Here is a 25,865-nt window from a genome sequence, read left to right as displayed (position 1 = left end):
AGCAAGCTCTACCGCCTGCTGTGGTTTTGAACCCGTCCCTGTTTGGCATGCCAGCGCTGCCGGCCACCGTGCTGGGTGGGGCTGTGCTGGTGGCCTTGGCGGTAGACCGCTGGTTGGGCGAACCAGCTGTGCGCTGGCACCCGGTGGTGTGGATGGGCAATATGCTGGGCTGGGCCGGGCGGTTTGTGCAGTCTCACACCCGCCAAGAGCCGGTTCTGAGCCGAGATCTCAAGGCGTTCTGGCTCGCAGCCCTCGTGTGGTGCGCGCAAGGCGCTCTTGTTTTGATAGCGGCGGTGGGGTTGCAAAACGGTGCGGTGTGGCTACACACAGTGTGCGGCGGAATCGGCGCCGCCGTGCTGCTGGGCCTGATGCTCAAGCCGATGCTGGCCTGGGCACTGCTGAAAAGCGAAGTGCTCGCGGTGGAGCGTGCGCTCAGTGATCCCCAGACCGGTTCAGTGGAGGCCGGCCGTGAGCGCCTGCGCTGGCTGGTCAGCCGCGATGTGACCACGTTGAGCGAAAGCCAAGTGCGCGAAAGCGCCATCGAGACGCTGGCCGAAAACCTGAACGATTCCGTCATCGCACCGCTGTTCTGGTTTGCGCTCTTGGGCCTGCCGGGCGCGGCGCTGTTTCGCTTTGCCAATACGGCCGACGCCATGTGGGGCTACCCAGGCCTCTACCCTAAGGACGGCCAGGGCCGCAACTGGGCCTGGGCCGGCAAATGGGCGGCGCGGGCGGATGATGTGCTGGCCTGGGTGCCCGCCCGCATCACCGCGTTACTGCTGGTGGTCGTATGCGGCGGCGTATCGCTCGCCAAGTTGCGCACCGAGGCCGCCTGTACACCTTCCCCCAACAGCGGCTGGCCCATGGCCGCCATGGCCCTGGCGCTGGGCGTGCGCCTGGGCAAGCCGGGCGGCTATGTGCTCAATGGCGATGCCAGCCCTCCACAGGCGCAAGACACGCTCCGGGCAATCCGCTTTGCGTCAAATGCACTGCTAGCCCTCGTCGGTATTGCGTTATCCGCTATTGTTTTGGTAGCGATTGGGTTTCTAGAATGAGCGTGGCCACAACTCCACACGGCGGGCCGGACGCGCTGGGCGTGCCGATGCACGACTTTTCCACCAACAGCAACGCCTGCGGGCCATGCCCCCACACCCTGGCAGCATTGCAGGCGTGCGATGCCAGCCGCTACCCCGATCCCGCGTATACCGCATTGAAGGCACAGCTGGCCGACTTCCACGGCGTGGAACCCGGCCGCATTGTGCTGGCCGGCAGCGCCAGCGAGTTCATTTTTCGAATCACGGCCTGGGTAACGCAACAAGGTTGGCAACAAGGCTGGCAGCAGGGCGGGCAAGCCGTGCGCGTGCCCTTGCGTGCTTATGGCGACTATGCACAGGCCGCCCTTGCGTGGGGATTGTCGGTTGTCACTACTGGGTATGAGGAGGCCGCATTGCAATGGCATGCTGATCCGTCCAGCCCACTGGGACAATCCGTAGCCGCTGATGGGGCAACGAGCGCCGCCACCGTGCAGGTGCTGGACTGCGCCTATGCGCCGCTGCGGCTCAGCGGCAGCTCCCCGTGGACCAACGCGCAGCGCGACCGGTTGTGGCAGCTCTACACGCCCAACAAAGCCCTAGGCCTGACGGGCGTGCGCGCCGCGTACGCGATTGCGCCACTCGGCAGCGCGCAGGACGTGGCTACGGTGAACGGCCTGTGCGCATCTTGGCCGCTGGGTGCCCATGGTGTCGCGCTGCTGCAAAGCTGGGTGCAAGCCGACACGCAAGCCTGGTTGAACACCAGCCTGCAGACCCTGCGCGGCTGGAAGCTGCGGCAGATCCAGTTGTTGCAAGATGCGGGCTGGACAGTGCAGCCCAGCGACACCCCATTTTTTTGCGCCCAGCCACCGGCCGGTATGGACGCGGTAGCGCTGTGCGTGCAGTTGCGCGCGCAGGGCATCAAGCTGCGCGACGCCACCTCGTTTGGCTTGCCCGGTTGGGTTCGGGTGGGGGTGCTGTGGCCAGCAGCACAGGATGCGCTGCAAGTCGCTCTCAATAGCCGTAAAGTAGCATGAGCAAACCGTTTGGTGTGCCAGCCGCCACGCCGGGTGATTCTTTGAATGGTTTGAAGAAGGAGGAGCAATGACATGACTGCATTGACGATTCGCTTACCCCACTCGGTGCACGAAAGCATCAAAGCGCTGGCGCGCAAAGACGGCATTTCGGTGAACCATACCCGTTGATGAGATCGTGACTCTCGACTACACCACGCTCGACGCCCTGCGTCGCCAACACCCCGCCTGGCGTTTGCTGACGGCCGAGCACGCACCGCTCATCGGCAGCTTCTTGCACCGCGCATTCATCACGCCCAATATGCGGGTGATGGCGCAGTCGGACCTGGTGGAGGCGCTGGAGGACACCTTGTTTGGCGTGCGCGAACAGGCAGCAGCGCGCGGCGGTACAGCACCGTTCCCCAAGTCCGCCCAAGAATATTTGAAAGACTGGGCCGCCAATGAAAAAGGCTGGTTGCGCAAGTTTTACCCCGCAGGTTCGGATGAACCACACTTTGATTTAACCCCGGCCACCGAGCGCGCCTTGGCCTGGCTCACCAGCCTGACGGAGCGCGCCTTTGTCGGCACCGAGTCGCGGTTGCTCACGCTGTTTGAATTGCTCAAACAAATGAGCGAGGGTAGTGACACCAACCCGGAAACACGCCTGAAAGAATTGTACAAAAAACGCGACGAGATTGATGCCGAGATTGCGCGCGTGAGTAGTGGCGAGATGCCCCTGCTGGACGACACCGCGCTGAAAGAGCGCTTCCAGCAGTTCACCGGCCTGGCGCGCGAACTGTTGACAGACTTTCGTGAGGTGGAATACAACTTTCGCGGCCTTGACCGAAAAGTGCGCGAGCGCATTGCGCTATGGGACGGGACCAAGGGCGCGTTGTTGGAAGAGATCATGGGCGAACGCGACGCCATTGCCGACTCGGACCAGGGCAAGAGTTTTCGCGCCTTCTGGGACTTTTTGATGTCTCAGTCGCGCCAGGAAGAACTGACTCGGCTGCTGGAACGTGTGTTGCAACTGCCCCCCGTGGCGGCGTTGTCGCCGGACCTGCGGCTCAAACGTGTGCACTACGACTGGCTGGAAGCGGGCGAACACGCGCAGGCCACGGTGGCACAGCTGTCGCAGCAATTGCGCCGCTTCTTGGACGACCAGGCCTGGCTGGAGAACCGCCGCATCATGGACATTTTGCGTGGCATCGAGGCCAAGGCGCTGGCGGTGCGCGATACCGCCCCGGTGGGTAACTTCGCGGCGGTCGACGACTTAACGGCCAGCTTGGAGTTGCCGATGGAGCGGCCGTTGTACAACCCCGCCGTGAAGACCGTGATTGCCAACGTGGCGCTGGAGGTGGGTGACGCGGATCTGGATGCTGCCGCCCTGTACTCGCAGGTGCGGGTGGACAAGGCGGTTTTGGCCGGCCACATCCGCCAGTCCCTGCAAACCCGCGCCCAAGTCAGCCTGGGTGAGTTGCTGCAAACGCGGCCGCTGGAGCAGGGATTGGGCGAGCTGGTGGCGTATCTGCAATTGGCCAGTGAAGCACCGAACTCCGTGGTGGATGACACCACGTTGGAGTCGGTGGAGTGGCAGATGCCGGACGCACCAGAGACAACGCAGAACGGGCATGCCCCCGTCATTCGCCGAGCCCAACTGCCACGCGTCATTTTTGTGAGAAGTTGAGAGGATGCGAAGGAGGCAATCATGCTAGTATTACCGCGTAATACTTTTGGAGCATTGCCATGCAAACTACTCTGACGAGCAAGGGGCAAGTCACGATACCCCGTGATGTACGCCAACATTTCGGACTCAAGCAAGGCATGGCCATCACCTTTGCCATTGAAGGTGATCACATCGCTTTGCGGCCTGCACGCTCACCCCGCCAGGCGGAACCCAGCGGCTTCGGTCTGATCCAGAGCCGACGCAAGGGCGTGTCTGCGGATTTTGATGTCGCCAGCCTGCTTGCCGACGTACCATGATTGGGCTGGATACCAATGTATTGGCCCGCTACTACGTTGCCAGCGCCGATGCGCCGTCGCAAAAACAAAGTTTGGCGGCTAGAAAGTTGTTGGAAAGCGGCAAGTCGCTATTCGTCAGCAAGTCGGTTGTGCTGGAGTTGGAGTGGGTGCTCAGAGGCTATTACAAGAGTCCGCCCAAAGACGTGTTGACCGTGCTGTTGCACTTGCTGACCCTACCCAATGTTGATGTCGAAGACCGTGTGGCGGTAGAACTGGCCACTGCGGCTTTGGGCGATGGTTTCGACTTTGCCGATGCATTGCACCATGCGTCATCCCGCCATTGCGCCAGCATGGCCACGTTTGATGACAAGAAGTTTGCCAAGCGGGCCGCTGCGAAAGGCTGGAAGCCGCCGGTCAAGCTGTTGACTCCATGACAAACGATGCGAAAGCTCTTGTTATGACAAATGAAGTTGACATCGAGGCGTTGGAGGCAAGTGCCAAAGCGCCGCAATACGACCTGACCAGCCTCGTCATCCCGCTGCTCAAAAGCGTGTTGTACCGCGATGAAGACCCCCAGGCCTGGGACGCGTTGCTCAAGCTCCAAGCGCGCGTACGCGACTACGTGGCTGTGCTCGCGCTGGACCTCGTGTTGGACGAGGCCGAGGGGTATGCCTTTTTGCGTTCACGCCCGGTGCCCGACGAAGATGCGCCCAAGCTGCCGCGTCTGGTGGCGCGCAGGCCCTTGAGTTTTCAGGTCAGCCTGCTGCTGGCGCTGCTTCGCAAGAAGCTGGCCGAATTCGACGCCAGTGGTGGTGACACCCGCTTGATTTTGTCGCGCGATGCGGTGGTGGAGTTGATTCGCGTCTTCCTGCCCGCTGGCTCTAACGAATCGCGTTTGATGGATCAGGTGGAAACCTACTTGAACAAGATCATTGACCTGGGCTTTGTGCGGCGCTTGAAGCCCCAGGCCAGCAGTGTGGGCCGGACGGCGCAAGAGCCGGTGTACGAGGTGCGTCGCATTCTTAAGGCCTTTGTGGATGCGCAATGGCTGGCGGACTTTGATTTGCGGCTCGCAGCCTACCGGGCGCAACTGGCAGAGCCTGAAGCAGGGGCCTCCGATGAGTGATGGAACCACATCAGAGAAGCAGACTGCGCCTGAACTTGATTTCAGCCCCCTCGATTCCCTATCCGGCTTTCGCCTGCAACGGCTGGAAGTCCTGAACTGGGGCACCTTCGATAAAAAAGTTTGGACCTTGGAGCTGGGTGGCAAGAACGGCCTGCTGACCGGCGATATTGGCTCCGGCAAGTCCACCTTGGTCGACGCCATCACCACCCTGCTGGTGCCCGCCCAGCGCATTGCCTACAACAAGGCCGCAGGGGCCGATGCGCGTGAACGCTCGTTGCGCTCCTATGTGCTGGGCCACTACAAATCCGAACGCAACGAGATCAGTGGCAACGCCAAACCGGTGGCCCTGCGCGACCAGACCAACTACTCGGTGATTCTGGGTGTGTTCCACAACGCCGGGTTTGACCAAACGGTGACGCTGGCGCAGGTGTTCTGGATCAAGGACGCGGGCGGCCAACCCGAGCGCTTTTATGCCGTTGCCGAAAAACCCCTGTCCGTGGCCGGTGACTTTGCCCACTTTGGCACCGAGATACCGCAATTGCGCAAACGCCTGCGTAAGAACGGCGTGGAGTTGTTTGACAGTTTTCCGCCCTATGGCGCGCATTTCCGTCGCCGTTTTGGCATTGAGGGTGAACAGGCGCTGGAGCTGTTTCACCAAACCGTGTCGATGAAGTCGGTCGGCAACCTAACCGACTTTGTGCGCCACCACATGCTAGAACCCTTTGACGTGTCGCCGCGCATTGCAGGTCTGATTGCGCACTTTGACGATTTGAACCGCGCCCATGAGGCCGTGCTCAAGGCCAAGCAGCAGGTGGAGTTGCTGACGCCGCTGGTGGCAGACTGCGACCGCCATGCCGCGCTGGTGGCTGGTATTGACGAACTGCGGGCCTGCCGTGACGCCCTCAAACCCCACTTTGCCGGGCTCAAGCTGGCGTTGATTGATACGCGGCTGGAGACGTTGGCCGACAATTTCAACAGCGAAAGCACCAAGGTCGAACGGCTGGAAGCGCGCAAAACCGGTCAACAAATTCAAGAGCGCGAGCTGCGCCTGAGCATTGCCCACAGCGGTGGCGACCGCATCGCCCACCTGGACGCCGAGATTGCGCGTCGACAGTTGGAAATGGCACGGCGCAAAACCAATGCCGCGCGCTACGACGAACTGCGCCGCAAGCTCAGCCTGCTGCAAGTGGGTAGTGCGGAAGACCTGTTGGTGCAGCAGCAAACCTGTGTGCAAAAACACACCGTGGAGAGCGACCGCGCGGTGGAGTTGCAAAACCTGCGCAACGAATTGGGCGTGGCTTTTGCCCAAGGGCGGCAAGAACACGACGCCCTGAGCGCAGAAATCACCAGCCTGCAAGGTCGGCGCAGCAATATCGACGCGCAGCAAATCGCCATGCGCACCGCCCTGTGCCAGGCCCTGCAACTGCGCGAAGACAGCATGCCCTTTGCCGGGGAGTTGATCGAGGTGCGCGACGGGGAGCGTGATTGGGAAGGCGCAGCCGAGCGTTTGATGCACAACTTTGCGCTGTCCTTGTTGGTGCCGGAGGCGCACTACGCCCGAGTGGCCGAATGGGTGGACCAGACGCACCTCAAGGGCCGCTTGGTGTACTTTTGTGTGCGCGTGGCCAAACCGGCGGATCTGCCATCGGCACACGCCGATGCGCTGGTACGCAAGCTCACGATCAAGCCCGATTCGCCGTTTTACGCCTGGCTGGAGCAAGCGGTGTGGCAGCGTTTCAACGTGGTGTGTTGCAGCACCCAGGAGCAGTTTCGCCGCGAGCCCAAGGCCATCACCCGCGCCGGCCAGAGCAAAGGCGGCGAGCGTCATGAGAAAGATGACCGACACCGCATTGACGACCGTAGCCGCTACGTGCTGGGTTGGAGCAATACCGCCAAGCTGGACGCGCTGAATGGTAAAAAAGGGGGGCTCGAAGCGCGCCTGGCCCATACCGGCAAACAATTGGCGGATGTGGGCCGCGCGCAGGACGACATCAAAGAACGGCTGAACACCTTGGCCAAACTGGTCGAATACCGCGACTACGCCGAACTCGATTGGCAGGCCATTGCGCTGGAGGTGGCCAAGCTGGCGGACGAGTTGGCTGCGCTCAAGGCAGCTTCCGACGTATTGCAAGCCCTAACCAAAAGCCTGGCCGACTTGGAGGCCGAGCTACAGGCCACCGAAATGCAGTTGGCCGAGCAACGTGAGCGCCGTGCCAAGACCGAACAAAAAATCAGCGACCTGCAAGCCCTGCGCGGCCAAACCGAGGCGCTGCGTGGCCACTGGCGTGGGGCGCAAGACCCTGTAACACTGCGCCTGGTCAGTTTGCAAAGCGAAATACTGGGCGAACACTCGCTGACCATCGAATCCTGCGACAACCGCGAACGCGAAATGCGCGACGGCTTGCAAAAAACGATTGATGCCGACGATGGCCGCATCAAACGCCTGCGCGACAAAATCATTGACGCCATGCGCAGCTTCAGCACCCGTTACCCGTTGGAAACCCAAGAGGTTGATGTGGCGGTGGAGGCGGCTGGCGACTACCGCACGCTGCTCGACAAACTGGCGGCGGATGACTTGCCACGTTTTGAGGCGCGCTTCAAGGAGCTGCTCAACGAGAACACCATCCGCGAGGTGGCGCATTTCCATTCACAACTGAACCGCGAGCGCGAAACCATCAAGGAACGCATTGCCCGCATCAACCAGTCGCTGACCCAGATCGACTACAACCCCGGTCGCTACATCGTGCTGGAGGCGCAGTTGGCAACCGACGCCGAGGTGCGCGACTTCCAAACCGAGCTGCGCGCCTGCCTGGAAGGTTCACTGTCGGGCTCCAACAATAGCAACAGCGATGAGAGCCAGTATTCCGAAGCCAAGTTCCTGCAAGTCAAACACATTATCGAACGCCTGCGCGGCCGTGAAGGGCAGGGCGAACAAGACCGGCGCTGGACCGCCAAGGTAACCGACGTGCGCAACTGGTTTGTGTTCGCCGCCAGCGAACGGTGGCGCGAAGACGACCGCGAGCACGAGCACTACTCAGACTCGGGCGGCAAGTCCGGCGGTCAAAAAGAGAAACTGGCCTACACCATTCTGGCCGCCAGCCTGGCTTACCAATTCGGTCTGGCCTGGGGCGAAAAGCGATCCCGCAGCTTCCGCTTCGTCGTGATCGACGAAGCCTTTGGCCGCGGCTCGGACGAGTCCGCACAATACGGCTTGAAGCTGTTCCAGCAACTCAACCTGCAACTGCTGATCGTCACCCCGCTGCAAAAAATCCACATCATCGAACCCTATGTGTCCAGCGTGGGATTTGTGCACAACGAGGAAGGGCGGGACTCCAAGTTGCGCAATTTGAGTATTGACGAGTATCGGGCGGAGAAGAGTCGGGTAGGGTTGGCGAAGTAGACTGGATATGGTTTCAAGACACGACACTCCAATCGTTCGGTTTTTCCGAACAGTTGCGGCCAAACAAGATTTGAAGTGATGGCTCGGGTGCAAGCCCCAAGAAGGACAGAACATGGCATTGATCGAAGGTTTTCGCGTTCAAAACTACCGCGCGTTGCGCGACGTAACGTTGGGCAAGCTCTCGTCGCAGCAGGGCGGTGCACCGTTGACGCCATTTACCGTAGTGATCGGAAAAAACGGAGTGGGTAAGAGCACCTTGTTTGACGCCTTCGGATTTGTGGCCGACTGCTTGGCACACGACGTGGAGCAGGCCTGCGACATGAAGCAGCGCGGTGGCTACGAACGGTTACGTTCCAGGGGCACGACCGAACCGATTCGGTTTGAAATCTATTACCGGGAGGCCACAGGTGAACGACCAATGACTTATGAGCTGTCGATTGCGTTGGACGAAACCGGTCGCCCTTTCATTGAGTCCGAGGTACTCCGGCAACGGCGTAAAGGGCAAAGTTATGGTCGCCCCTATCCGTTCCTTCGCCTGAGTCATGGCAAGGGAGTGGTTTGGGCTGGAGAGGAGGCGGTAGAGGTGGAGGGCGGGGAAGAAGACCGTGCTCAGACCTTGGTCGAGTTGACCGATCTGCGGCAGCTGGGCATTGCCACCTTGGGAACCCTCAAAGAACATCCTCGCATTAAGCGTTTTCGAGACTTTCTCAAGGGGTGGTACTTGTCGTACTTTTACCCGGATGCTGCCCGCAGCCTTCCTACGGCAGGTCCGCAGAAGCATTTAAACAGCCATGGCGACAACATTGGCAATGTGGTGCAGTTCATGGCACGGGAACATAAGGATAGATTCAAGACCGTACTAGACCGTATAGCAGCCAAAATCCCCGGCATTACTAGCATAGACACGCAGGAAACCCAAGACAAGCGCTTGCTGCTGCGCTTCAATGATGGAGCGTTTGCAGACCCTTTCTTCGCGCAGCAGATGTCCGACGGTACTCTCAAAGTGTTTGCCTACTTGCTGTTGATGGACGACCCCGAGCCGCCACCGTTTATCTGCATTGAGGAGCCCGAGAACGGCCTGTACCACAAGCTGCTTGAGGCGTTGGCGCAAGAATTCCGCAGCCATGCCAATGGCAAGAAAAATGCGCCTCAGATCTTTGTGACGACGCATCAACCGTATTTTGTCGATGCCCTGTCGCCAGAAGAGGTCTGGATCCTTGAGAAAGGCGCAGACGGGTATTCGGTGATACGACGGGTCTCTGATTTGGAGATTGTTAAAAACTTGGTGGAAGAGGGTTTGCCGCTGGGCGGCCTGTGGTACAGCGACTACCTGGAGGCGCGTTAGGCCATGCACATCGAGGTCTTGGTAGAGGACAGCTCCGGGGAAAAATTGTTGGCACAGCTGTTGCCGCAAATTCTGGGCGAACAGCGTGCACCGCACACCTGGCGGCTCAAAGCCTACAAAGGCATTGGGCGCATTCCGCAAGGGTTGACGTCCAAGGCAGACCCAGCCAAGCGCATTTTGCTGGATCAGTTGCCAAAAATTCTTAGAGGCTACGGGAAATCACCCGGGTATGACGCGGTCGTGGTGGTGCTTGACTCGGATCGACGTGATTGCAGGGCATTCTTGCAAGAATTGAAGTCTGTCGCTGAAAAATGCGAACCCGCTCCCAAAACCCTGTTCCGGCTGGCAATTGAGGAAATGGAAGCCTGGTATTTCGGCGACCGCGCGGCCTTGTTGAATGCCTTCCCGCGCGCCAAGCGCGATGTGCTGGATCGGTATGTGCAGGACAGCGTGTGTGGCACCTGGGAACTGCTGGCCGATGCCGTCCATGCCGGTGGCGCTGCGGCCATCAAAAAGGCGGGTTGGCCGCTGCCTGAGCAGCTCAAACACGAGTGGGCAGAAAAGATAGGCCCTTTTATGGACCTTCATCAAAACGTATCGCCCAGTTTTGGAAAGTTTCGCGACGGCCTCTCCAGGTTGATTGCGCAAGAGTGACGTGGCTGTGGCCGATACCGCAACCAAATGACCTGGACTACCCCCGCTGACCTGCGCACCCAAGCCCAAAAGCTATGGGACAAGGGCGACTTGCTACGCCCGTGCGTGCAAGGCACTGCGATCCTGCCCCGGCGTTTGCGACTTTTGGGGCCTACTTCGACCGAACTGACGGAACGCTTCGACGCGGTGCGGACGTGGATGAAGGACTTGGGGTGTGGCGCGCCCCCAGCGAGCGGGCCACGCTATCGCATCGTCATGCGCGAATTCCGCCACCGCGTGCTGGGTGTCAATGCTGTGCCGGATGAGGTCTGGCTTGACACGGTGGATGACGCGCTGGCGTTGATTGGCAAACAAAAAGAGGCCAAGCGGTTTGCGGGCCTGGTGCAACTGACACGTGAGCACTATTTGACCCTATGGCCCGCCGTGTTGCCGTGGCTGGAGAGGCGGCCCTTGAACGCCCTGGCTCTGGCAGATGCCTGGCCGCGTGTGCTTTCGGTGGTCGCATGGTTGCAAGCACATCCACGCCCTGGCATCTACTTGCGTCAGGTGGACTTGCCCGGTGTGGACAGCAAATTCATCGAGGCGAACCGTGGCGTGCTCTCGGAGTTGCTGGACCTGGCCTTGCCTGTAGATGCCATCGATTCCCGTGCCGGTGGCGTCAGTCAGTTTTGCCTCCGTTATGGGTTCAAGGACAAGCCCTTGCGCATCCGTTTTCGGTTGCTGGACCCACGCTCGGCGCTGTTGCCTAAAGGCTGTGAGCAAGATATTGGTGTGACCCAGGCGGCGTTCGAACGGCTGGATGTGTCTGTGCGGCGTGTGTTTATCACAGAGAACGAGGTCAACTTTCTGGCCTTTCCACCGCTGGCGGATAGCCTGGTGGTTTTTGGTGCGGGTTATGGGTTTGAGGTGTTGTCCGGTGCGCGGTGGTTGCAGGATCGCGATGTTTACTACTGGGGCGATATCGACACCCATGGTTTCGCCATTTTGGACCAATTGCGTGCGCAGTTGCCCCACGCGCGATCCTTGTTGATGGACCGCAGTACTTTGATGGCGCACCTTAGCCAATGGGGTGACGAGGCGCAGCCGATGGTGCGAGACTTGCCCCGCCTGACTGTGACCGAGTCCGCACTGTTTGACGAACTGCGTGACAAGCGCCTGCGGGCCGACCTATTGGGTGCAAAGCAGCCAAGCGCCGGTGTGCGCCTGGAGCAAGAACGTATTGGTTTTGAATGGGTGAAGGCGGCCTTGGCCGTACTGCCCGGCTCGCATACCGCAGTTGTCGTGGCGGCGGACGAACTTGAGAGAAAATAATGGCTGTAGCCCTCGTGGAATATGTGTCAGTAGCTCACTTTTTGATAGTGAATTTCGTGAAAGCTTGCGCTTGACCGCTCTTTGCATCATGGTGCTGGGCACCACCAGCGGTGCCGGCAAAAGCTGGCTCACCACCGCGTTGTGCCGCTACTACGCGCGCCAAGGCCTCAAGGTCGCGCCGTTTAAGGCGCAGAACATGAGCAATAACGCTAGGGTGGTTGCCTCCGAAAACGGTCAGGGAGAAATCGGATCGGCTCAATACTTCCAGGCCCTGGCCGCCAACGCCGTGCCCGATGTACGCATGAACCCCTTGCTGCTCAAGCCCGAGCGAGACACGCACAGCCAGGTGGTGTTGATGGGCCAGGTTAGTGCCGAGTTGACAGTCTTGCCGTGGCGCGGCCGCAGCCTGCTGGTGTGGCCGCACATTGCCGCAGCGCTGGATGCCTTGCGCGCGGAGAACGACGTCGTGGTGATCGAGGGCGCAGGCTCACCGGCCGAGATCAATTTGTCGTCCAGCGATATCGTCAACATGCGTGTTGCCAAGCATTGCAACGCTTCGTGTTTGCTGGTGTCTGATATTGACCGGGGCGGCGCCTTCGCCCATCTGTATGGCACCTGGGCGCTGTTGCCGGAGGATGAGCGCGCGTTGATCAAGGGCTTTGTGCTGAACAAGTTTCGCGGTGATGCGACGCTGTTGGCACCCGCGCCGCAAATGCTGCAGGACCTGACCGGCATCCCCACGGTGGCCACGCTGCCGATGTGGTGGCACCATGGCCTGCCCGAAGAAGATGGTGTGTTCGATGACCGCACCATTGCCAAGGGCGCGGTGAACCTGACGGTAGCCGTGGTGGCCTATCCGCGTATCAGTAATTTGGATGAGTTCCAGCCGTTAAAGAACATTCCCGGCTTGCGTTTGCAGTGGGTGCGCAGCCCCAGTGAGCTTGCCTGCCTCAAACCCACCGACTGGATTATCCTGCCGGGCTCCAAGCACACCAGTGGAGACCTGGCCTGGCTGCGCGCGCAGGGGCTGGATGCTGCGGTTGCCCAGCATGCGGGGCAGGGTGGGGCGGTGTTGGGCGTGTGCGGCGGTTTGCAGATGCTGGGCGAGGCGCTGATTGATACGCATGGCATTGATGGCAATGCACCGGGCTTGGGGTTATTGCCCTTGGTAACGGTGTTTGCTGAGGACAAGACGGTTCGGCCTACGACCACCCGTTTTGCTGAAGCGGACGCCGGTGCGCCATCGCTATCACCATGGACGCCCCTTGCCGGGGTGGCTGTTAGCGGCTATGAGATTCACCATGGGCAGACGCAGCAGCATGTAGCCATGGCGCGTGCTGGAGACGTGGCGCATGCGGTGTTGCCCGATGGCCTGGGTTGGTTAAACGCCCGAGGTAATGTGATGGGCATTTACCTGCACGGGCTGTTTGAAGACCCCAACGCGCTACAAGCCTTGTTTGGCGCACAGTTGCTGGGCGCGGTGCCTACCTTGGACACGGTGTTCGATGGGCTGGCAGATTACATCGCTGCGCACTTCGCACCCGGCATACTGGACAGCCTTATCGGTCCGGACAGCAGTTCGACTGGGCAAAAAAATTACAAACTTTGAAGGGAGTTGATGGAGATGGTGAATCGTCCTAAGGGCTGGTTGGCGGCGCTGTTGGGTTTCTTTGTTCCACCCATTGGTTTGCTCTATGTGGGGCGATGGAAGTGGGCGGCTGCAGCTACTGTGGCTATATTCGTACTGGCAGGTTTGCAGTTCGCAGTTGTCGGTACGCAGGAAGAGTTGCCTCTGCTGGTGCAACTGGCTTTCGCGTGTGCAATCTCACGGACTGCCTACTTGCAAGCCGTTCGTTTCGAAGCGGATCGCGTGCGGCCTGGCTACAGCCGTTGGTACGGCCTGTGGCTCACCATTTTGCTCTTTGTGTCACTGTGGCTAGCGTTTCGCGCTTTTTTCTATGAGCCTTTCCGTGTCCCATCCGGTTCCATGCAGCCTACCTTGAAACCCGGTGCGAGATTCATCGCGCAGAAGTGGGGTTACGGTAACTACGCGGTGTTTGGTATTCGGCTGGCGCGTTCGCCGGTTTCTGAACCCATTAAGAGGGGAGATGTTCTCGTTATTGAATTCCCCAAGAACCGCAACCTGCATTACATCGAGCGAATCGTTGGTCTGCCCGGTGACAAGATTGATTACCGCAACAAGACTCTCTTCGTCAACGGGCAAGAAGCAAGTAGGCGCCCCATGGCAGACTATTTAGAAGAATCGGCCATGCGCTACTACAACCAGTTCAGTGAAAAACTGGGCGACAACGAATACGCCATTTTGTTGGACAAAGATAGACCGGACATCCTCCCGTTCCAGGGAGAGTTTTCAAATTCTGGAAATTGCACCTATGGCAAGGATCGGGTCACCTGTGTGGTACCGGATGGGCACTACTACGGCATGGGTGACCATAGGGACAACAGTTTTGACAGTCGATACTGGGGTTTTGTGCCAAGGGATCACCTGGTCGGTAAATTGATCTACGTTTTCCCCTAGCCGCTGTTTAATTTTATTTTGACGAACTACACCAATGTCGCAAACACACTTTCTTCCTGCTCTGCAGGACATCCACGACTCCGCCCTCACCGAGGCCCTGCACCACACCCTCAACAACAAGACCAAGCCCCTGGGCTCCCTGGGTCGTATCGAAGACCTGGCCTTGGCCATTGGTCAGATTCTGGGCAGCACAGCACCGGTGCTGATGCAGCCGCAGATGGTGGTGTTTGCGGGCGACCATGGCCTGACGGCTCGCGGCGTATCGGCCTTTCCCAGTGACGTGACCTGGCAGATGGTGGAGAACTTTTTGGCCGGTGGCGCGGCGGTCAGCGTGTTGGCCAAACAGAACGGCATTGCGTTGACGGTGGTGGACTGCGGCGTCAAGCATGACTTTCTGGCGGGCCTGCCCGCAGGTGCGCAGCGCGCGGGTTTGCAGGTGCGCAAGGCCCCGGGGGCGGAGCAGGGCACTGCGAATTCTTCGGTGCAGGCGGCCATGACCACACGCCAATGTGATGAAGCACTGCAGCACGGTATCGATCTGGTGAAGGGTCTGCCCGGCAACGCGCTGTTGTTGGGCGAAATGGGTATCGGCAATACCTCGGCCGCATCCTTGTTGCTGTCACGCCTCGCTGGGCTGGATATTGCACAGTGCACCGGTGCTGGCACCGGACTGGACGCGCCGGCTGTGTTGCGCAAGACCGAGGTGCTGCGCGAAGTGTTGGCGCGCCATGCGAACGCAATAGCACCCTTGGATGCGTTGGCAGCCTTTGGTGGCTTTGAGATTGCGACCATGGTGGGCGCTGTGCTGCAGGCTGGGTCTGAGCGCCGCGTCATCGTCGTGGACGGTTTCATTGCCACCAGTGCGGTGCTGGTGGCGCATGCCTTGCAACCGCTGGTGTTGCAGCGCTGCGTGTTTGCCCACCGGTCTGGCGAGCGGGGCCACGAATTCATGTTGCAGCACCTGGGTGTGCAGGCGCTGCTGGACCTGGGCTTGCGCCTTGGCGAGGGCTCGGGTGCTGCACTGGCCTGGCCGCTATTGCAGTCCAGCTGCACCATCCTGCGGGACATGGCCAGCTTTGCATCGGCCGGTGTGTCGGAAAAGTCCGACGCACCGGTGCACACGGCCTGATCCCTGCGCAATCGACCTGCCCCATGCGCCAATCGGTTCGCCACTTCCTGCTGGCTATCCAATTTTTCACCCGCATCCCGGTGACGGGGCGGCTGGCGGACTGGGTGGGCTATGGCCCGGCCATGCTGCGTGCCAGTGCCGGGCACTTTCCGGGGGTGGGCGTGGTGGTGGGCGCGTTGGTGGCCGCGTTGACTGCGGTGCTATTGACCTGCTTGCCGCCCAGCCCGTTCGCACCGCTGGTCGCCGCCGTCATGGGCACCGTGCTCAGCGTCATGGCGACCGGCGGTTTCCATGAAGATGGCCTTGCCGATGTGGCAGATGGTCTGGGCGGTACCAGCGACCGGGACCGGGCGTTGGTCATCATGAAGGACTCGCGCGTCGGCGCATTCGGCGTGCTGGCCGTGGTGCTGGCTTTGCTTGCCAAGGTGTCGCTGCTGGCGCTCATCGGTGCGGTCAGCCCACGCTGGATGCTGCTGGGTATCTTTGCAGCACACGTGGTGTCGCGCACCTGGCCGTTGCTGCTGATACGGCTGATGCCGCATGTGGGCGACGCCGCGGGGTCCAAGTCCAAGCCGCTGGCCGACCAGATCAGTGGGCGCAGCCTTTTGGCGGCGGGCATTTGGTGTTTTGGTGCGCTAGCCCTCGTGGTTGCTACACAGTACGCTATCAATTCGGGAGTTTCCGCCGCCTGGAGCTGGGCGCAGATCCAGCCGCTGGCACCCGCGCTGGTGGCCTCAGCTCTGGCCTTTGCCTACATGGGGCGCTTGCTGTGGCGCCGCTTGCAGGGCTTCACCGGCGACGGCTTGGGCGCCACGCAACAGGTGTGCGAGATTGCCTTCTACCTGGGCCTGGCCGTGGCGCTATGAAGCTATGGTTGGTGCGCCACGCGCAGCCCCTGGTGGCTCCCGGCATTTGCTATGGGGCCATGGATGTTGCCGCGGATGTGTCCGCTACCGCCCAAGCGGCTTACCAGCTGGCCGGTGCGCTGCCGGTGGGTGTCCGGGTGCTGTCGTCAACGCTACAAAGATGTGAGCAGCTTACGCACGCCCTGCGAGGGCTGCGGCCCGATTTGTCTTATGAGTTTGAGCCTGGATTGCGTGAAATGGACTTTGGCAGCTGGGAGGGGCAGCGCTGGGACGCCATAGCCCGCACCGAGTTGGATGGTTGGACACAGGCTTTTGCGACCTGGCGTTGCGGCGGAGCCGAGAGCGTGGTTGATTTCATGCGCAGGGTAGGCACGGTGTGGGACCACTGCCTTGCACAGGCCAAGCCTACGGTTTGGATCACGCACGCGGGGGTGATTCGTGGGGCATCGCTGCTTGCAAAGGGGTTACGGCATGTCGACCGCGCAGACCAATGGCCGCTGGATGCCCCTGCCTGGGGTCAGTGGGAGCTTGCCGATATTTGACAAATCACGGCCTTTCAAGTCGTGAAAGCCGCCGCTTATTGACGCGGCGCGGCGCTGTTGTGCTGCAGCAGCTTCTTGCGCACCAGTTGGATGTTGTTGCGCAGCGAATAGAGTTCGTCGGTATAGGACAGCGGCACGACGATCTTCTCGGCGTGGCGGTCCATCTGGTTCAGTTCTTCCAGCAGCGGCGCAGTGTCTTCAGAGCATTCAGCCCGGGCCTCAAGCTCACGCAGTTGGGCGTACCAGCGGAAGATGCGCGAGCGCACCCGAAACGCATATAACGGCGGCACCACGCGCGACAGCGGCAACAGCACCGCCAAAATAATACCCATGGCCAGCCACATGCGCTCTACCAGATTTGCCACCCAGAAAGGCAGGTAGCGCTGCAGCAGCGGCGGGCCGCCCTGTATGCTGCGGTCCGCCTCCTGGGCTACCGGCAGCTCGTTGTTGCGGATGTTGGGGTACTCGCGCGCATGTTTGAACCAACCGGCAGTACCGTGGATGGTGTTGCCCGCCAGCGCAAACAGTTGCAACAGGGCAGGGTGTGTGTTGGCGTGGGTCAGCAGCGTGGTGGTGGGTGCTACCAGGCGCACGTTCTTGGGCGGTATGTCATTGGCCAGATCGACAACGCCGCGCGGCAGCAGGGCTGGGCTCAGGAAGGCAAAGCGGCGGGAATAGGCTTCGGCCTGCGCAAAGTCCATCAGCTTGACGCCGGGCGTCTGCAGCAGCATCTGCACCATCTGCGATTCGGGTGCCGACGCGAAGACAATGGCGTCCAGCTCGCCGCCCAGAAAGGCCACGGTGGCCGGTGTTTGCTCCAGCTCCGACAGTGTCAGCGTGGACAAGTCCACGCGGTTACTGTCCAGCAGCTTGCGCATCAGATTGGGGACGCCACTGCCCGCGGTGCCAATATTGATACGCAGGCCGCGCAACTGCGTCAGCGAATCCAGCGTGTGCGGTGGTGTGGTGTCGGCCGGTGCCGCGGCCTCGCGGTAGAACAGCCAGACCGGCTCCAGGAACAGGCTGCCCAGTGATTCCAGGTCGGCATCGTCCGCCCCCTCGGCGTCGCGCGTGCCGCCTTGCACAAAACCGAAGTCGGCCTTGCCTTCGCGCAACAGGCGCAGGTTGTCAGCCGAGCCTTCGGATGGGATCAGGCTTACGGCTATGCCGTCCTTGGCCAGCAGCTTGGCGTATCGTTTGCCAAACTCTTCGTACGCGCTTTGCGCAGGACCGGTGGCCAGCGTCACACGCTTGGGAGGGTTCGGGTCCAACCACCAGTAGGCCAGGGTCAGCAATACCACCGCGAGGGCGACGAACGGGCCTGCCGAGACCATCAGGTCGCGCAGGGAGAGCAGAGTGAAGCGAATGGATTTGGTCACGTTGATGCCTTAGTGTGTGGGTGCTGGCGTCTTGTCTGCGAAGTCACAGTGGGCGATAACGCCGCACCGCCAGCACAGCGGTTTGCGGGCCTGGCACACATATCGGCCGTGCAATATCAGCCAGTGGTGCGCATCGACCATGTATTGCGGCGGGACGCGTCGCAGCAGTTGTTGCTCGACCTTGTCGGGCGTCTTGCCCGCAGCGAGTCCGGTACGGTTGGACACGCGGAAGATGTGCGTGTCCACCGCCATCGTGGGTTCGCCAAAGGCCACGTTCAGCACCACGTTGGCCGTTTTGCGCCCCACGCCTGGCAGGGCCTGCAATTCTTCACGCGTACCCGGCACTTTGCCACCATGCAGATCCACCAGCATGCGGCAGGTCTGCATCAGGTGTTTGGCTTTGCTGTGGTACAGGCCAATGGTCTTGATGTAGGACTCCAGTCCATCCAGGCCCAGGTCCAGAATCGCCTGCGGCGTGTTGGCCACCGGGAACAGCTTGCGCGTGGCCTTGTTGACACCAACATCGGTAGCCTGTGCGCTGAGCAAAACGGCGGTGAGCAGTTCGAACACACTGGTGTATTCGAGCTCCGTCACCGGCATGGGGTTGGCGGCGTGAAGGGTGGCGAAGAAGGCTTCGATATGGGGTGGCTGCATGGCGCTCGATGTGGTCCGTTACACGCAATTATTGTCGCGTCTGCTTATGTCGTATACGCCGCGAACTTTCTGTCACCATTTTCCCGTATGCCCTGGCACTGCGCATGGCTGCGGTCGATAAGATCGGTCCTTCTGTCTATTCCATGAGTAGCAGAACGCCGGGCTGGCTTTTTGGGAAATTGTGCAAATGAGCGGCTCAATGGTCTTACATAATAATTTTCGGGGAAGGTATTGCAATGAAGAATTTTGCAGCGCTGTTGTGCGCCTGGTTGCTGGTCTCGTGTGGAGGGGGCGGAGGCGGATCGGCACCGCTTCCGAACACCAGTTCGCCCCCCCTGTCACTGATGAGCGATAGCTTTGGACGCTCCATTCCCGAAAATGACTTTGGAGGTGGAGACGCAGGTGCTGCGGGTGCCGACGGCACGGCCTCTGACAGAGCCCCTATTGTCAATGCTCCAGTTGTTTTGTCAGATAGCGCTGGGCATTCGGTTAGTACCACTACGGACGCGCAGGGCTACTATCGCGTCAACATTAAAGGTTTTGTCCCTCCCTTTGTTGCAAGAGTCACGCGAACTGACGGCACGGCTTGGTACTCGCAATCGTCAGCAACTGTAAAGACGCGTGGTTTTATCACCGTGAACATAAACGGTTTGACCGACAAAGTGGCGGGGTATGTGGCTGTTGCAATGAATCTGGGTGGGGATGCATCAAAAGTCACGCCGACGATGCTGGCGGCAAATCCGAGCCTTCTGCCGGCGTCCCGGAATAAGCTGAACGGCGGGTTGACGTCGCCCTTGGCGTTTGTGGGTCTTAGCCCGGAGTCTTTTGATCCGGTAGGGCTGCCATACCAAGCCTTGGGGACCCAAGCCTACAACCAACTTCTGGAACGCGTATACGCCACAAAAGACAAGGTGACGGGCAAAACGGTAGTGGTTGGCACCTTTGCAGGCACAACGGAAAATTATGTCGACGGCCCACTTTCGTTGGCAGGCTTCAAGTACCCAGCGGATGTCGCCGTGGACAGCAATGGCACGATCTTCGTGGCAGATACTGGCCATCACGCGATTCGAAAGATCTCCCCGGCTGGGTTTGTCAGTACCTTGGCTGGCATCGGAGCTTCGGGTTTTACCGATGGCGTCGGTGCCGCGGCGACTTTTAACGCGCCGAAGGGTATAGCAGTAGACCGAAATGGCAACGTCTTCGTGGCCGACTCAGGCAACCAAGCCATCCGCAAGATCACTCCGGCAGGGGTGGTTAGTACTTTGGCAAGCAGCGCACTGTTAGGTATAACCTATAGCGTTAGCCAAGAGGCTGGTTTCGTTGCTCCTACGGGTATCGCCGTGGATAGCAACGGAAATGTGTTCGTGGCCGATACCACTAACCATGCGATTCGCAAGATCACACCAACTGGTGTCATCAGTACTTTTTCTGGTTCTGGAACAGCAGGCTTTGACGATGGCGCTGGCGTGGCGGCGAGCTTCAACCAACCAAGGGGTCTCGCAGTGGATGCCAATGACAATGTGTTTGTCGCAGACACCGGAAACCAAGCCATCCGCAAAATAACCCCAAGTGGTTCAGTCAACACACTTGCCGGAAACAGGAATTTTGGCTTTATCGACGGCACTGGTGTGGCCGCGCGCTTCAGTCAACCAAGTGCCGTCGCTGTAGATAGCGGTGGCAATGTGTTTGTCGCAGACACCAGCAATCACGGCGTGCGCAAGATCACTCCTTCGGGCGTTGTTAGCACGCTGGTGGGCGATGGACCGGTGGGGCTCATTCTTCACCGGCCAGGGCGGCTGACCGGTCCCAGCGGGTTGGCGGTAGGCGTTGACGGCAATGTCTTTGTGACTGGCACTGCCGACAGTGTCATATGGATACTTTTACAGTAGGGTGGCGGAAGTGGCGATCATTAGCTCGCTCGGAGGGAATCCTCTGTCACCATCTGTATCTCTGCTGTGACCGCCCCTGAGGAAACTCGCTGCCCCTGTATGTCCAGGGGCAGCGAGTTTCAGGCTGTTGACGAAGGGGCAGGCAACGTCTTTACGCCAAGTGCCGCAGCTCCCGCAACGCCACCGACACGGGCGCCAGGTCAGGCCCTTGCGTGCTGATGGTTGTCAGCAGCGCTTGTAGACGCCCGATGGCCTGACCGTGCTGTGAGCGCCAGGCCTCTACGCCTTCGGCACCGCGCGACAGCTGGCCCAGCGTGATCTGGCGGGCGATGGAGTACACATCGTCACGCGCACTGCCACGCGCCTGGGTTTGCCACAGTGTGTCGGTGGGCAGGCGGTTGATCTGGGTGCGCCAGTCGGTCAGGCACAGATCGGCCTCGATACCAAAGTAGGCGCGTGCGGCCTGCTCCAGACCGGTATTTGCGCTTTGGGCCAAGTCCACCAAATCCAGTGCCGGGAAGATGAATTCCAGCGCTGTCAGGTTTTGCGCCAGGGCCGCGTCCACCCCGGCTTTCACCAGTACATCGGTGGCCTGTTGCCAGCTGTCTTGTGCGCTTTGCGGCAACCAAGCGGCCAGGTTCTTGCGCAGTTCGCGCGCTGCCGGCTGGTAGCGCTGGATCAGTGTGGGCAGATCGGTGCCCTGGGCGCGGATGCGCAGCATCCAGCGTGAGGCGCGTTGTGCGATGGCGATCAGCTTGCTGAGCAAATCGAGTTGCAGGCTGGCGTCGATCTTGTAGTCCAGCGCATCGAGTTGGTCCCAGATCGGTTCCAAATCAAAGATCTCGCGGGCCAGCGTGAAGGCGCGGATGACGTCTGCTGCCGTCGCACCCGATTCGGCCGCGATGAAGTTGACAAACGTCGCACCGGTGCGGTTCACCACCGTGTTGGTGATAAAGGTCGCAATGATTTCGCGCTTCAGCGGGTGGGCTGCAATGGCGGGGGCAAACTTCTCGGTCAACACCTGCGGGAAGTAGGCCTTCAGAGCGCGGCTGAAGAACGGATCATCCGGCAAGTTGCTAGCCACCAGTTCGTCAAACACACTCATCTTGGCGTAGGCGAGCACCACCGCGTTTTCGGGTGAGGTCAGGCCGACCTTGCGGGCACGGCGCTTGGCGATCTCATCATCGGTGGGCAAAAATTCGATGGCGCGGTTCAGGCGGTTGCTGCCTTCCAGCCACTGCATCAGGCGCTGCTGGCCATCCAACACATACAGCGGACGGTGTGTCGCAATGTCCAGCGCCTGGGTCTGGTAGTAGTTGTCTTGCAGCACCAGGTGGCCTACTTCGTCGGTCATGGACGCGAGCAGGTCGTTGCGCTGCTTCAGCGTCAGGTCCCCAGCTTCGACCACGCCGCCCAGCAAAATCTTGATATTGACTTCGTGGTCGGAGCAGTCCACACCGGCCGAGTTGTCAATGGCGTCGGTGTAGATCAGGCCACCCTTTTGGGCGTATTCGATACGGCCGTTTTGTGTGCAACCCAGGTTGCCGCCTTCGGCCACGACCTTGCAGCGCAGCTCGCTGCCGTTGACACGGAAGGCATCGCTGGCCTTGTCGCCCACCTGTGCATGGGTCTCGAAGCTGGCTTTGACGTAGGTGCCAATACCGCCGTTGTACAGCAGGTCCACGGGCGCCTGCAGGATGGCTTTTAACAGCTCCAGCGGTGGCAGTTCTTCGGCCGTGATACCGATGACGGCACGCGCTTCGGGGCTCAGCGGAATGGACTTGGCGCTGCGGGGGAATACACCACCGCCTCGCGAGATCAGGCTCTTATCGTAGTCATCCCAGCTGGAGCGGGGCAGGTTGAACAGGCGTTGGCGTTCTGCAAACGACTTGGCCACATCCGGCGATGGATCGATAAAGATATGGCGGTGGTCAAAGGCCACGACCAGCTTGATGTGTTCGGACAGCAGCATGCCGTTGCCAAACACGTCGCCCGACATATCGCCAATACCGGCCACCGTGAAGGCCGTGGTCTGCGTGTTCACGCCCAGGCTGCGGAAGTGGCGCTTGACGGCCTCCCATGCACCGCGTGCGGTGATGCCCATCTTCTTGTGGTCGTAGCCCACCGAGCCACCTGAGGCAAACGCATCGCCCAGCCAGAAACCGTAGTCGGCAGAAACGCCGTTGGCAATGTCGGAGAAGGTGGCCGTGCCCTTGTCAGCGGCGACGACCAGGTAGGGGTCGTCCACGTCATGGCGCACCACGTTGAGCGGAGGCACCACGGTACCCTTGACCACGTTGTCGGTAATGTCCAGCATGCCCGACAGGAAGAGTTTGTAGCAGGCAATGCCCTCGGCCTGGTAGGCCTCGCGGTCGCTGGCAGGGGGTGCATTTTTCAACACAAAACCGCCCTTGGAGCCCACCGGCACGATGACCGTGTTCTTGACCTGCTGCGCTTTGACCAGACCCAGAATCTCGGTGCGGAAGTCTTCGCGGCGGTCCGACCAGCGCAGGCCACCACGGGCCACCTTGCCACCGCGCAAATGCACACCTTCAACCCGCGGCGAATACACCCAGATCTCGAACAGCGGCTTGGGCTCTGGCACGCCCGGCACTTCGCGTGGGTTGAGCTTGAAGCTGATGTAGGGCTTCTCGGAGCCCGAGGCAGCGGCCTGCCACAGATTGGTACGCAGGGTTGCGATCACGGTGGCGACAAACTGGCGCAGGATGCGGTCTTCGTCCAGGCTGGCGACGTTGCCCAGCGCGGTGTCAATCTGTTGCTTGAGTTGTTTTTGTGCGGACGCACGGTCGCCAGCAAAGGCGGGGTCAAAGCGGGCCATGAACAGCTCGACGATGGCCTGGGCGATGCTTGCGTTCTTGTTCAGCGCCGCTTCGATGTAACTCTGGCTGAACGCAAAGCCCAATTGCTTGAAGTAGCGGGTGTAGGCTCGCAGTACGGAGATGGCGCGGGCGTCCAGGTTGGTGACCAGCACCAGGCGGTTCAGGTCATCACTCTCCACGCCGCCGCGCCAGGCGGTGGCAAACAACGCCTCAAAGCGCGATTTGACCTTGGCGATGTCGGTGTCGGGCGGCAGTTGCAGACCCAGATCGTGTATCCACAGCGTGTCGCCGTTGCTGCCGATGCGGTAGGGGTGTTCGTCCAGTACACGGGCGCCCATGCGTTCCAGCACGGGCAGTGAGTCGGACAAGGCTACCTTGGACGTGTTGTAGATCTTCAGGCGCAAGATGCCGGCGCCGGCATCCAGCGGACGGTACAGCTTGACGGCCAGCGGCGAGGTGGGGGACAACGCCAGCAGCATGTCGGCGTCTTCTGCACCCACTTGCGGCGAGAAGTCTTCGCGGTAAGCGGTGGGGAATGCATCGGCAAAGCGGTGGGCCAGGGCAAGGCCGAGGCCTTCACCGTGGGCGCGCAGCAGCTCGGCAGTAGCGTCGTCTTCCCAGCGCTGGGTCAGGCGGGTGATACGGGCCTCCAGCGCGGCAAAGTTGGCAACGTGGGGTGCATTGTCCTTGGCGCGCACCAGGTAGTGGATGCGGGCCTGCGGGCTGTCGGTCAGCATGGGCGTGAACTCGATGGACTGGCCGTCCAGCGCGGCCATCAGCTCGTTGCCGATCTTGATGCGCAGCTCGGTATTGAAGCGGTCACGGGGCACAAACACCAGGGCCGACGTGAAGCGGCCAAACGGGTCGCGGCGCAGGAACAGGCGGGTGCGCTGGCGCTCTTGCAGGCGCAGGATGCCAATGGCGTGCTCGGTCAGCGTGGGAGTGTCGATCTGGAACAGCTCGTCGCGCGGGTAAATGTCCAGAATGGATTGCAGGGACTTGGCGGCGTGGCTGTCGGGCACGACACCCGCCGCAGCCATCACAGCGGCTACGCGGCTGCGCACCTGGGGGATTTCGCTGACCGGTGCCGTGTAAGCGGCAGCTGTGTAGAGGCCCAGGAAGCGCGCCTCGCCGATCACTTGGCCGGCCTCGTCAAAACGTTTGACTGCCACATAGTCCAGCCAGGCCGGGCGGTGCACGGTGGCGCGGGTCATTGCCTTGGTGACCAGCACCAGTTCATTGGATTCCAGCAGCGCCACCGCCTCGGGCGGCAACACGGTCTCCAGCGTGTGGACCGGGCCGCGCAAGATGCCCAGGCCAGTCTCGGGTTTGGCCACCATGCTGACCACTTCGCCATCGCGCTTCAGGTCGTAATCGCGTGCACCCAAAAAGGTGAAGTGGCGGTCTTCCAGCCAGCTCAAGAAATCAACGCCTTCCTGGCGGCCGGTGGGTGACAAGCTGGAGCGGGATGCGTCAGCGGCCATCTTCTGCGCGCGTTCCAACATGGCGCGCCAGTCTTGCACGGCGCTGCGCACATCGTTCAACACGCTTTCCAATTCAGTGGCCAGTGCCTGTTGTTCGGCTGCGCCGACGATGCGGTCGCATTCAACCTGGATCAGCGATTCGACTGGGTCAGTACGACCGGCTGCCGCAGCGGCAGCTGCGCTGCTGACAGTTTGTACCTTGCCTTTGGCATCACGCGCGACGCTGAGCAGCGGGTGAACGATCCAGTGGGCTGTGCGGTTGCTGCGGTTGATGGCCATGGTGACCGAATCCACCAGGAAGGGCATGTTGTCATTGACGATCTGCACCACGGTGTGGTCGCTGACAAATCCGTCTTCGGCCAGTGTGGGGTTGAAAACGCGGACTTTGGCGGTGTTGGGTGCACGGGGCGTGTCCAGCAGGCGCCAGTGCGCATTGGCGATGGCGAAGAGCGTGGCCGGGCCACGGGCCACCAACTCATCGGGGTCTGTGCTGTCAAAGTAGGCCGCTACAAAATCATTGATGCGACTGGGGGCCGGGCCTGCGTGTTCTTGGGTATAGGACAGCAGCTCGGTGAGCGCGGAAGAGGTCATTGGTTGCTCCGGGTTATCTTTTGGATGACGCGGATTCTAGGCTTGCAAAAGCCCTTTAGGGCACCCAGAGCTGGGGCATTCATGGCCTTATGCAAGAGTCGCATTAAGCT

20 protein-coding genes are annotated in these 25,865 nt (G+C 60.7%); 17 read left to right on the top strand and 3 right to left on the bottom strand.

Going from position 1 to position 25,865, the window contains the following annotated elements; all coding sequences use genetic code 11:
* The first annotated feature begins 47 nt into the window (after positions 1 to 47).
* The 16 genes from cbiB (at position 48) to AC097P_RS20960 (ending at position 16,918) form a co-directional block, all read left to right on the top strand.
* A complete protein-coding gene (gene cbiB, locus AC097P_RS21035) occupies positions 48 to 1,055 on the top strand; it encodes an adenosylcobinamide-phosphate synthase CbiB (protein WP_479612398.1) in 1,008 nt (335 codons plus the stop codon).
* On the top strand, positions 1,052 to 2,068 hold the full coding sequence (locus AC097P_RS21030) for an aminotransferase class I/II-fold pyridoxal phosphate-dependent enzyme (RefSeq protein WP_479612397.1): 1,017 nt from the start codon (positions 1,052 to 1,054) through the stop codon (positions 2,066 to 2,068). Before cbiB ends, AC097P_RS21030 begins: the two co-directional genes overlap by 4 nt.
* 72 nt (positions 2,069 to 2,140) lie before the next feature.
* Positions 2,141 to 2,236, top strand: a complete 96-nt coding sequence (locus AC097P_RS21025; RefSeq protein WP_479612396.1) for a toxin-antitoxin system HicB family antitoxin — start codon at positions 2,141 to 2,143, stop codon at positions 2,234 to 2,236.
* 7 nt (positions 2,237 to 2,243) lie between these two features.
* Complete coding sequence (locus AC097P_RS21020; RefSeq protein ID WP_479612395.1) at positions 2,244 to 3,731, top strand: DUF3375 domain-containing protein; 1,488 nt, start codon at positions 2,244 to 2,246, stop codon at positions 3,729 to 3,731.
* Between the two features lie 59 nt (positions 3,732 to 3,790).
* A complete protein-coding gene (locus AC097P_RS21015) occupies positions 3,791 to 4,027 on the top strand; it encodes an AbrB/MazE/SpoVT family DNA-binding domain-containing protein (RefSeq protein WP_479612394.1) in 237 nt (78 codons plus the stop codon).
* Positions 4,024 to 4,440 carry a type II toxin-antitoxin system VapC family toxin gene (locus tag AC097P_RS21010; RefSeq protein WP_479612393.1) on the top strand — a complete coding sequence of 139 codons (417 nt, stop codon included), beginning with the start codon at positions 4,024 to 4,026 and terminating at the stop codon, positions 4,438 to 4,440. Before AC097P_RS21015 ends, AC097P_RS21010 begins: the two co-directional genes overlap by 4 nt.
* Positions 4,441 to 4,463: 23 nt before the next feature.
* Positions 4,464 to 5,132, top strand: a complete 669-nt coding sequence (locus AC097P_RS21005) for a DUF4194 domain-containing protein (RefSeq protein WP_479612392.1) — start codon at positions 4,464 to 4,466, stop codon at positions 5,130 to 5,132.
* The gene (locus AC097P_RS21000) at positions 5,125 to 8,532 is read left to right on the top strand and encodes an ATP-binding protein (protein ID WP_479612391.1); all 3,408 of its coding nucleotides are present in this window, start codon (positions 5,125 to 5,127) and stop codon (positions 8,530 to 8,532) included. The genes AC097P_RS21005 and AC097P_RS21000 overlap by 8 nt, the downstream gene beginning before the upstream one ends.
* Positions 8,533 to 8,644: 112 nt before the next feature.
* Positions 8,645 to 9,877 (top strand): AAA family ATPase, encoded by a 1,233-nt coding sequence (locus tag AC097P_RS20995; RefSeq protein ID WP_479612390.1) that lies wholly within the window; start codon positions 8,645 to 8,647, stop codon positions 9,875 to 9,877.
* A 3-nt stretch (positions 9,878 to 9,880) separates the two neighbouring features.
* Entirely contained in the window at positions 9,881 to 10,531 is a 651-nt protein-coding gene (locus AC097P_RS20990; RefSeq protein ID WP_479612389.1) for a DUF4276 family protein, read from the top strand.
* A 27-nt stretch (positions 10,532 to 10,558) separates the two neighbouring features.
* The gene (locus tag AC097P_RS20985; RefSeq protein WP_479612388.1) at positions 10,559 to 11,842 is read left to right on the top strand and encodes a DUF3322 domain-containing protein; all 1,284 of its coding nucleotides are present in this window, start codon (positions 10,559 to 10,561) and stop codon (positions 11,840 to 11,842) included.
* Between the two features lie 88 nt (positions 11,843 to 11,930).
* Positions 11,931 to 13,451 carry a cobyric acid synthase gene (locus tag AC097P_RS20980; RefSeq protein WP_479612514.1) on the top strand — a complete coding sequence of 507 codons (1,521 nt, stop codon included), beginning with the start codon at positions 11,931 to 11,933 and terminating at the stop codon, positions 13,449 to 13,451.
* Positions 13,452 to 13,460: 9 nt separating this feature from the next.
* Complete coding sequence (gene lepB / locus AC097P_RS20975; RefSeq protein WP_479612387.1) at positions 13,461 to 14,381, top strand: signal peptidase I; 921 nt, start codon at positions 13,461 to 13,463, stop codon at positions 14,379 to 14,381.
* A gap of 34 nt (positions 14,382 to 14,415) precedes the next feature.
* Positions 14,416 to 15,510 carry a nicotinate-nucleotide--dimethylbenzimidazole phosphoribosyltransferase gene (gene cobT, locus AC097P_RS20970; protein WP_479612386.1) on the top strand — a complete coding sequence of 365 codons (1,095 nt, stop codon included), beginning with the start codon at positions 14,416 to 14,418 and terminating at the stop codon, positions 15,508 to 15,510.
* 23 nt (positions 15,511 to 15,533) lie between these two features.
* Entirely contained in the window at positions 15,534 to 16,376 is an 843-nt protein-coding gene (locus tag AC097P_RS20965) for an adenosylcobinamide-GDP ribazoletransferase (protein ID WP_479612385.1), read from the top strand.
* Positions 16,373 to 16,918: a histidine phosphatase family protein gene (locus tag AC097P_RS20960; RefSeq protein ID WP_479612384.1), complete on the top strand. Its 546-nt coding sequence runs from the start codon at positions 16,373 to 16,375 to the stop codon at positions 16,916 to 16,918. The genes AC097P_RS20965 and AC097P_RS20960 overlap by 4 nt, the downstream gene beginning before the upstream one ends.
* Before the next feature lie 35 nt (positions 16,919 to 16,953).
* Here AC097P_RS20960 and AC097P_RS20955 read toward each other — a convergent pair whose 3' ends face one another.
* Together AC097P_RS20955 and nth are read right to left on the bottom strand one after the other, a co-directional pair.
* Positions 16,954 to 18,297 (bottom strand): TAXI family TRAP transporter solute-binding subunit, encoded by a 1,344-nt coding sequence (locus AC097P_RS20955; RefSeq protein WP_479612383.1) that lies wholly within the window; start codon positions 18,295 to 18,297, stop codon positions 16,954 to 16,956.
* A 9-nt stretch (positions 18,298 to 18,306) separates the two neighbouring features.
* Entirely contained in the window at positions 18,307 to 18,951 is a 645-nt protein-coding gene (gene nth, locus AC097P_RS20950) for an endonuclease III (protein WP_479612382.1), read from the bottom strand.
* A gap of 236 nt (positions 18,952 to 19,187) precedes the next feature.
* Here nth and AC097P_RS20945 point away from each other — a divergent pair, with 236 nt between their 5' ends.
* Positions 19,188 to 20,840, top strand: a complete 1,653-nt coding sequence (locus AC097P_RS20945) for an NHL repeat-containing protein (RefSeq protein ID WP_479612381.1) — start codon at positions 19,188 to 19,190, stop codon at positions 20,838 to 20,840.
* 151 nt (positions 20,841 to 20,991) lie between these two features.
* Here AC097P_RS20945 and AC097P_RS20940 read toward each other — a convergent pair whose 3' ends face one another.
* Entirely contained in the window at positions 20,992 to 25,755 is a 4,764-nt protein-coding gene (locus AC097P_RS20940; RefSeq protein ID WP_479612380.1) for an NAD-glutamate dehydrogenase, read from the bottom strand.
* Between the last annotated feature and the right edge of the window lie 110 nt (positions 25,756 to 25,865).

The organism is Rhodoferax sp. ZS1R8 (assembly GCF_056521325.1).
Note: the sequence above shows the minus strand (reverse complement) of the source record. Positions and strands in the feature narration are given on the sequence as shown.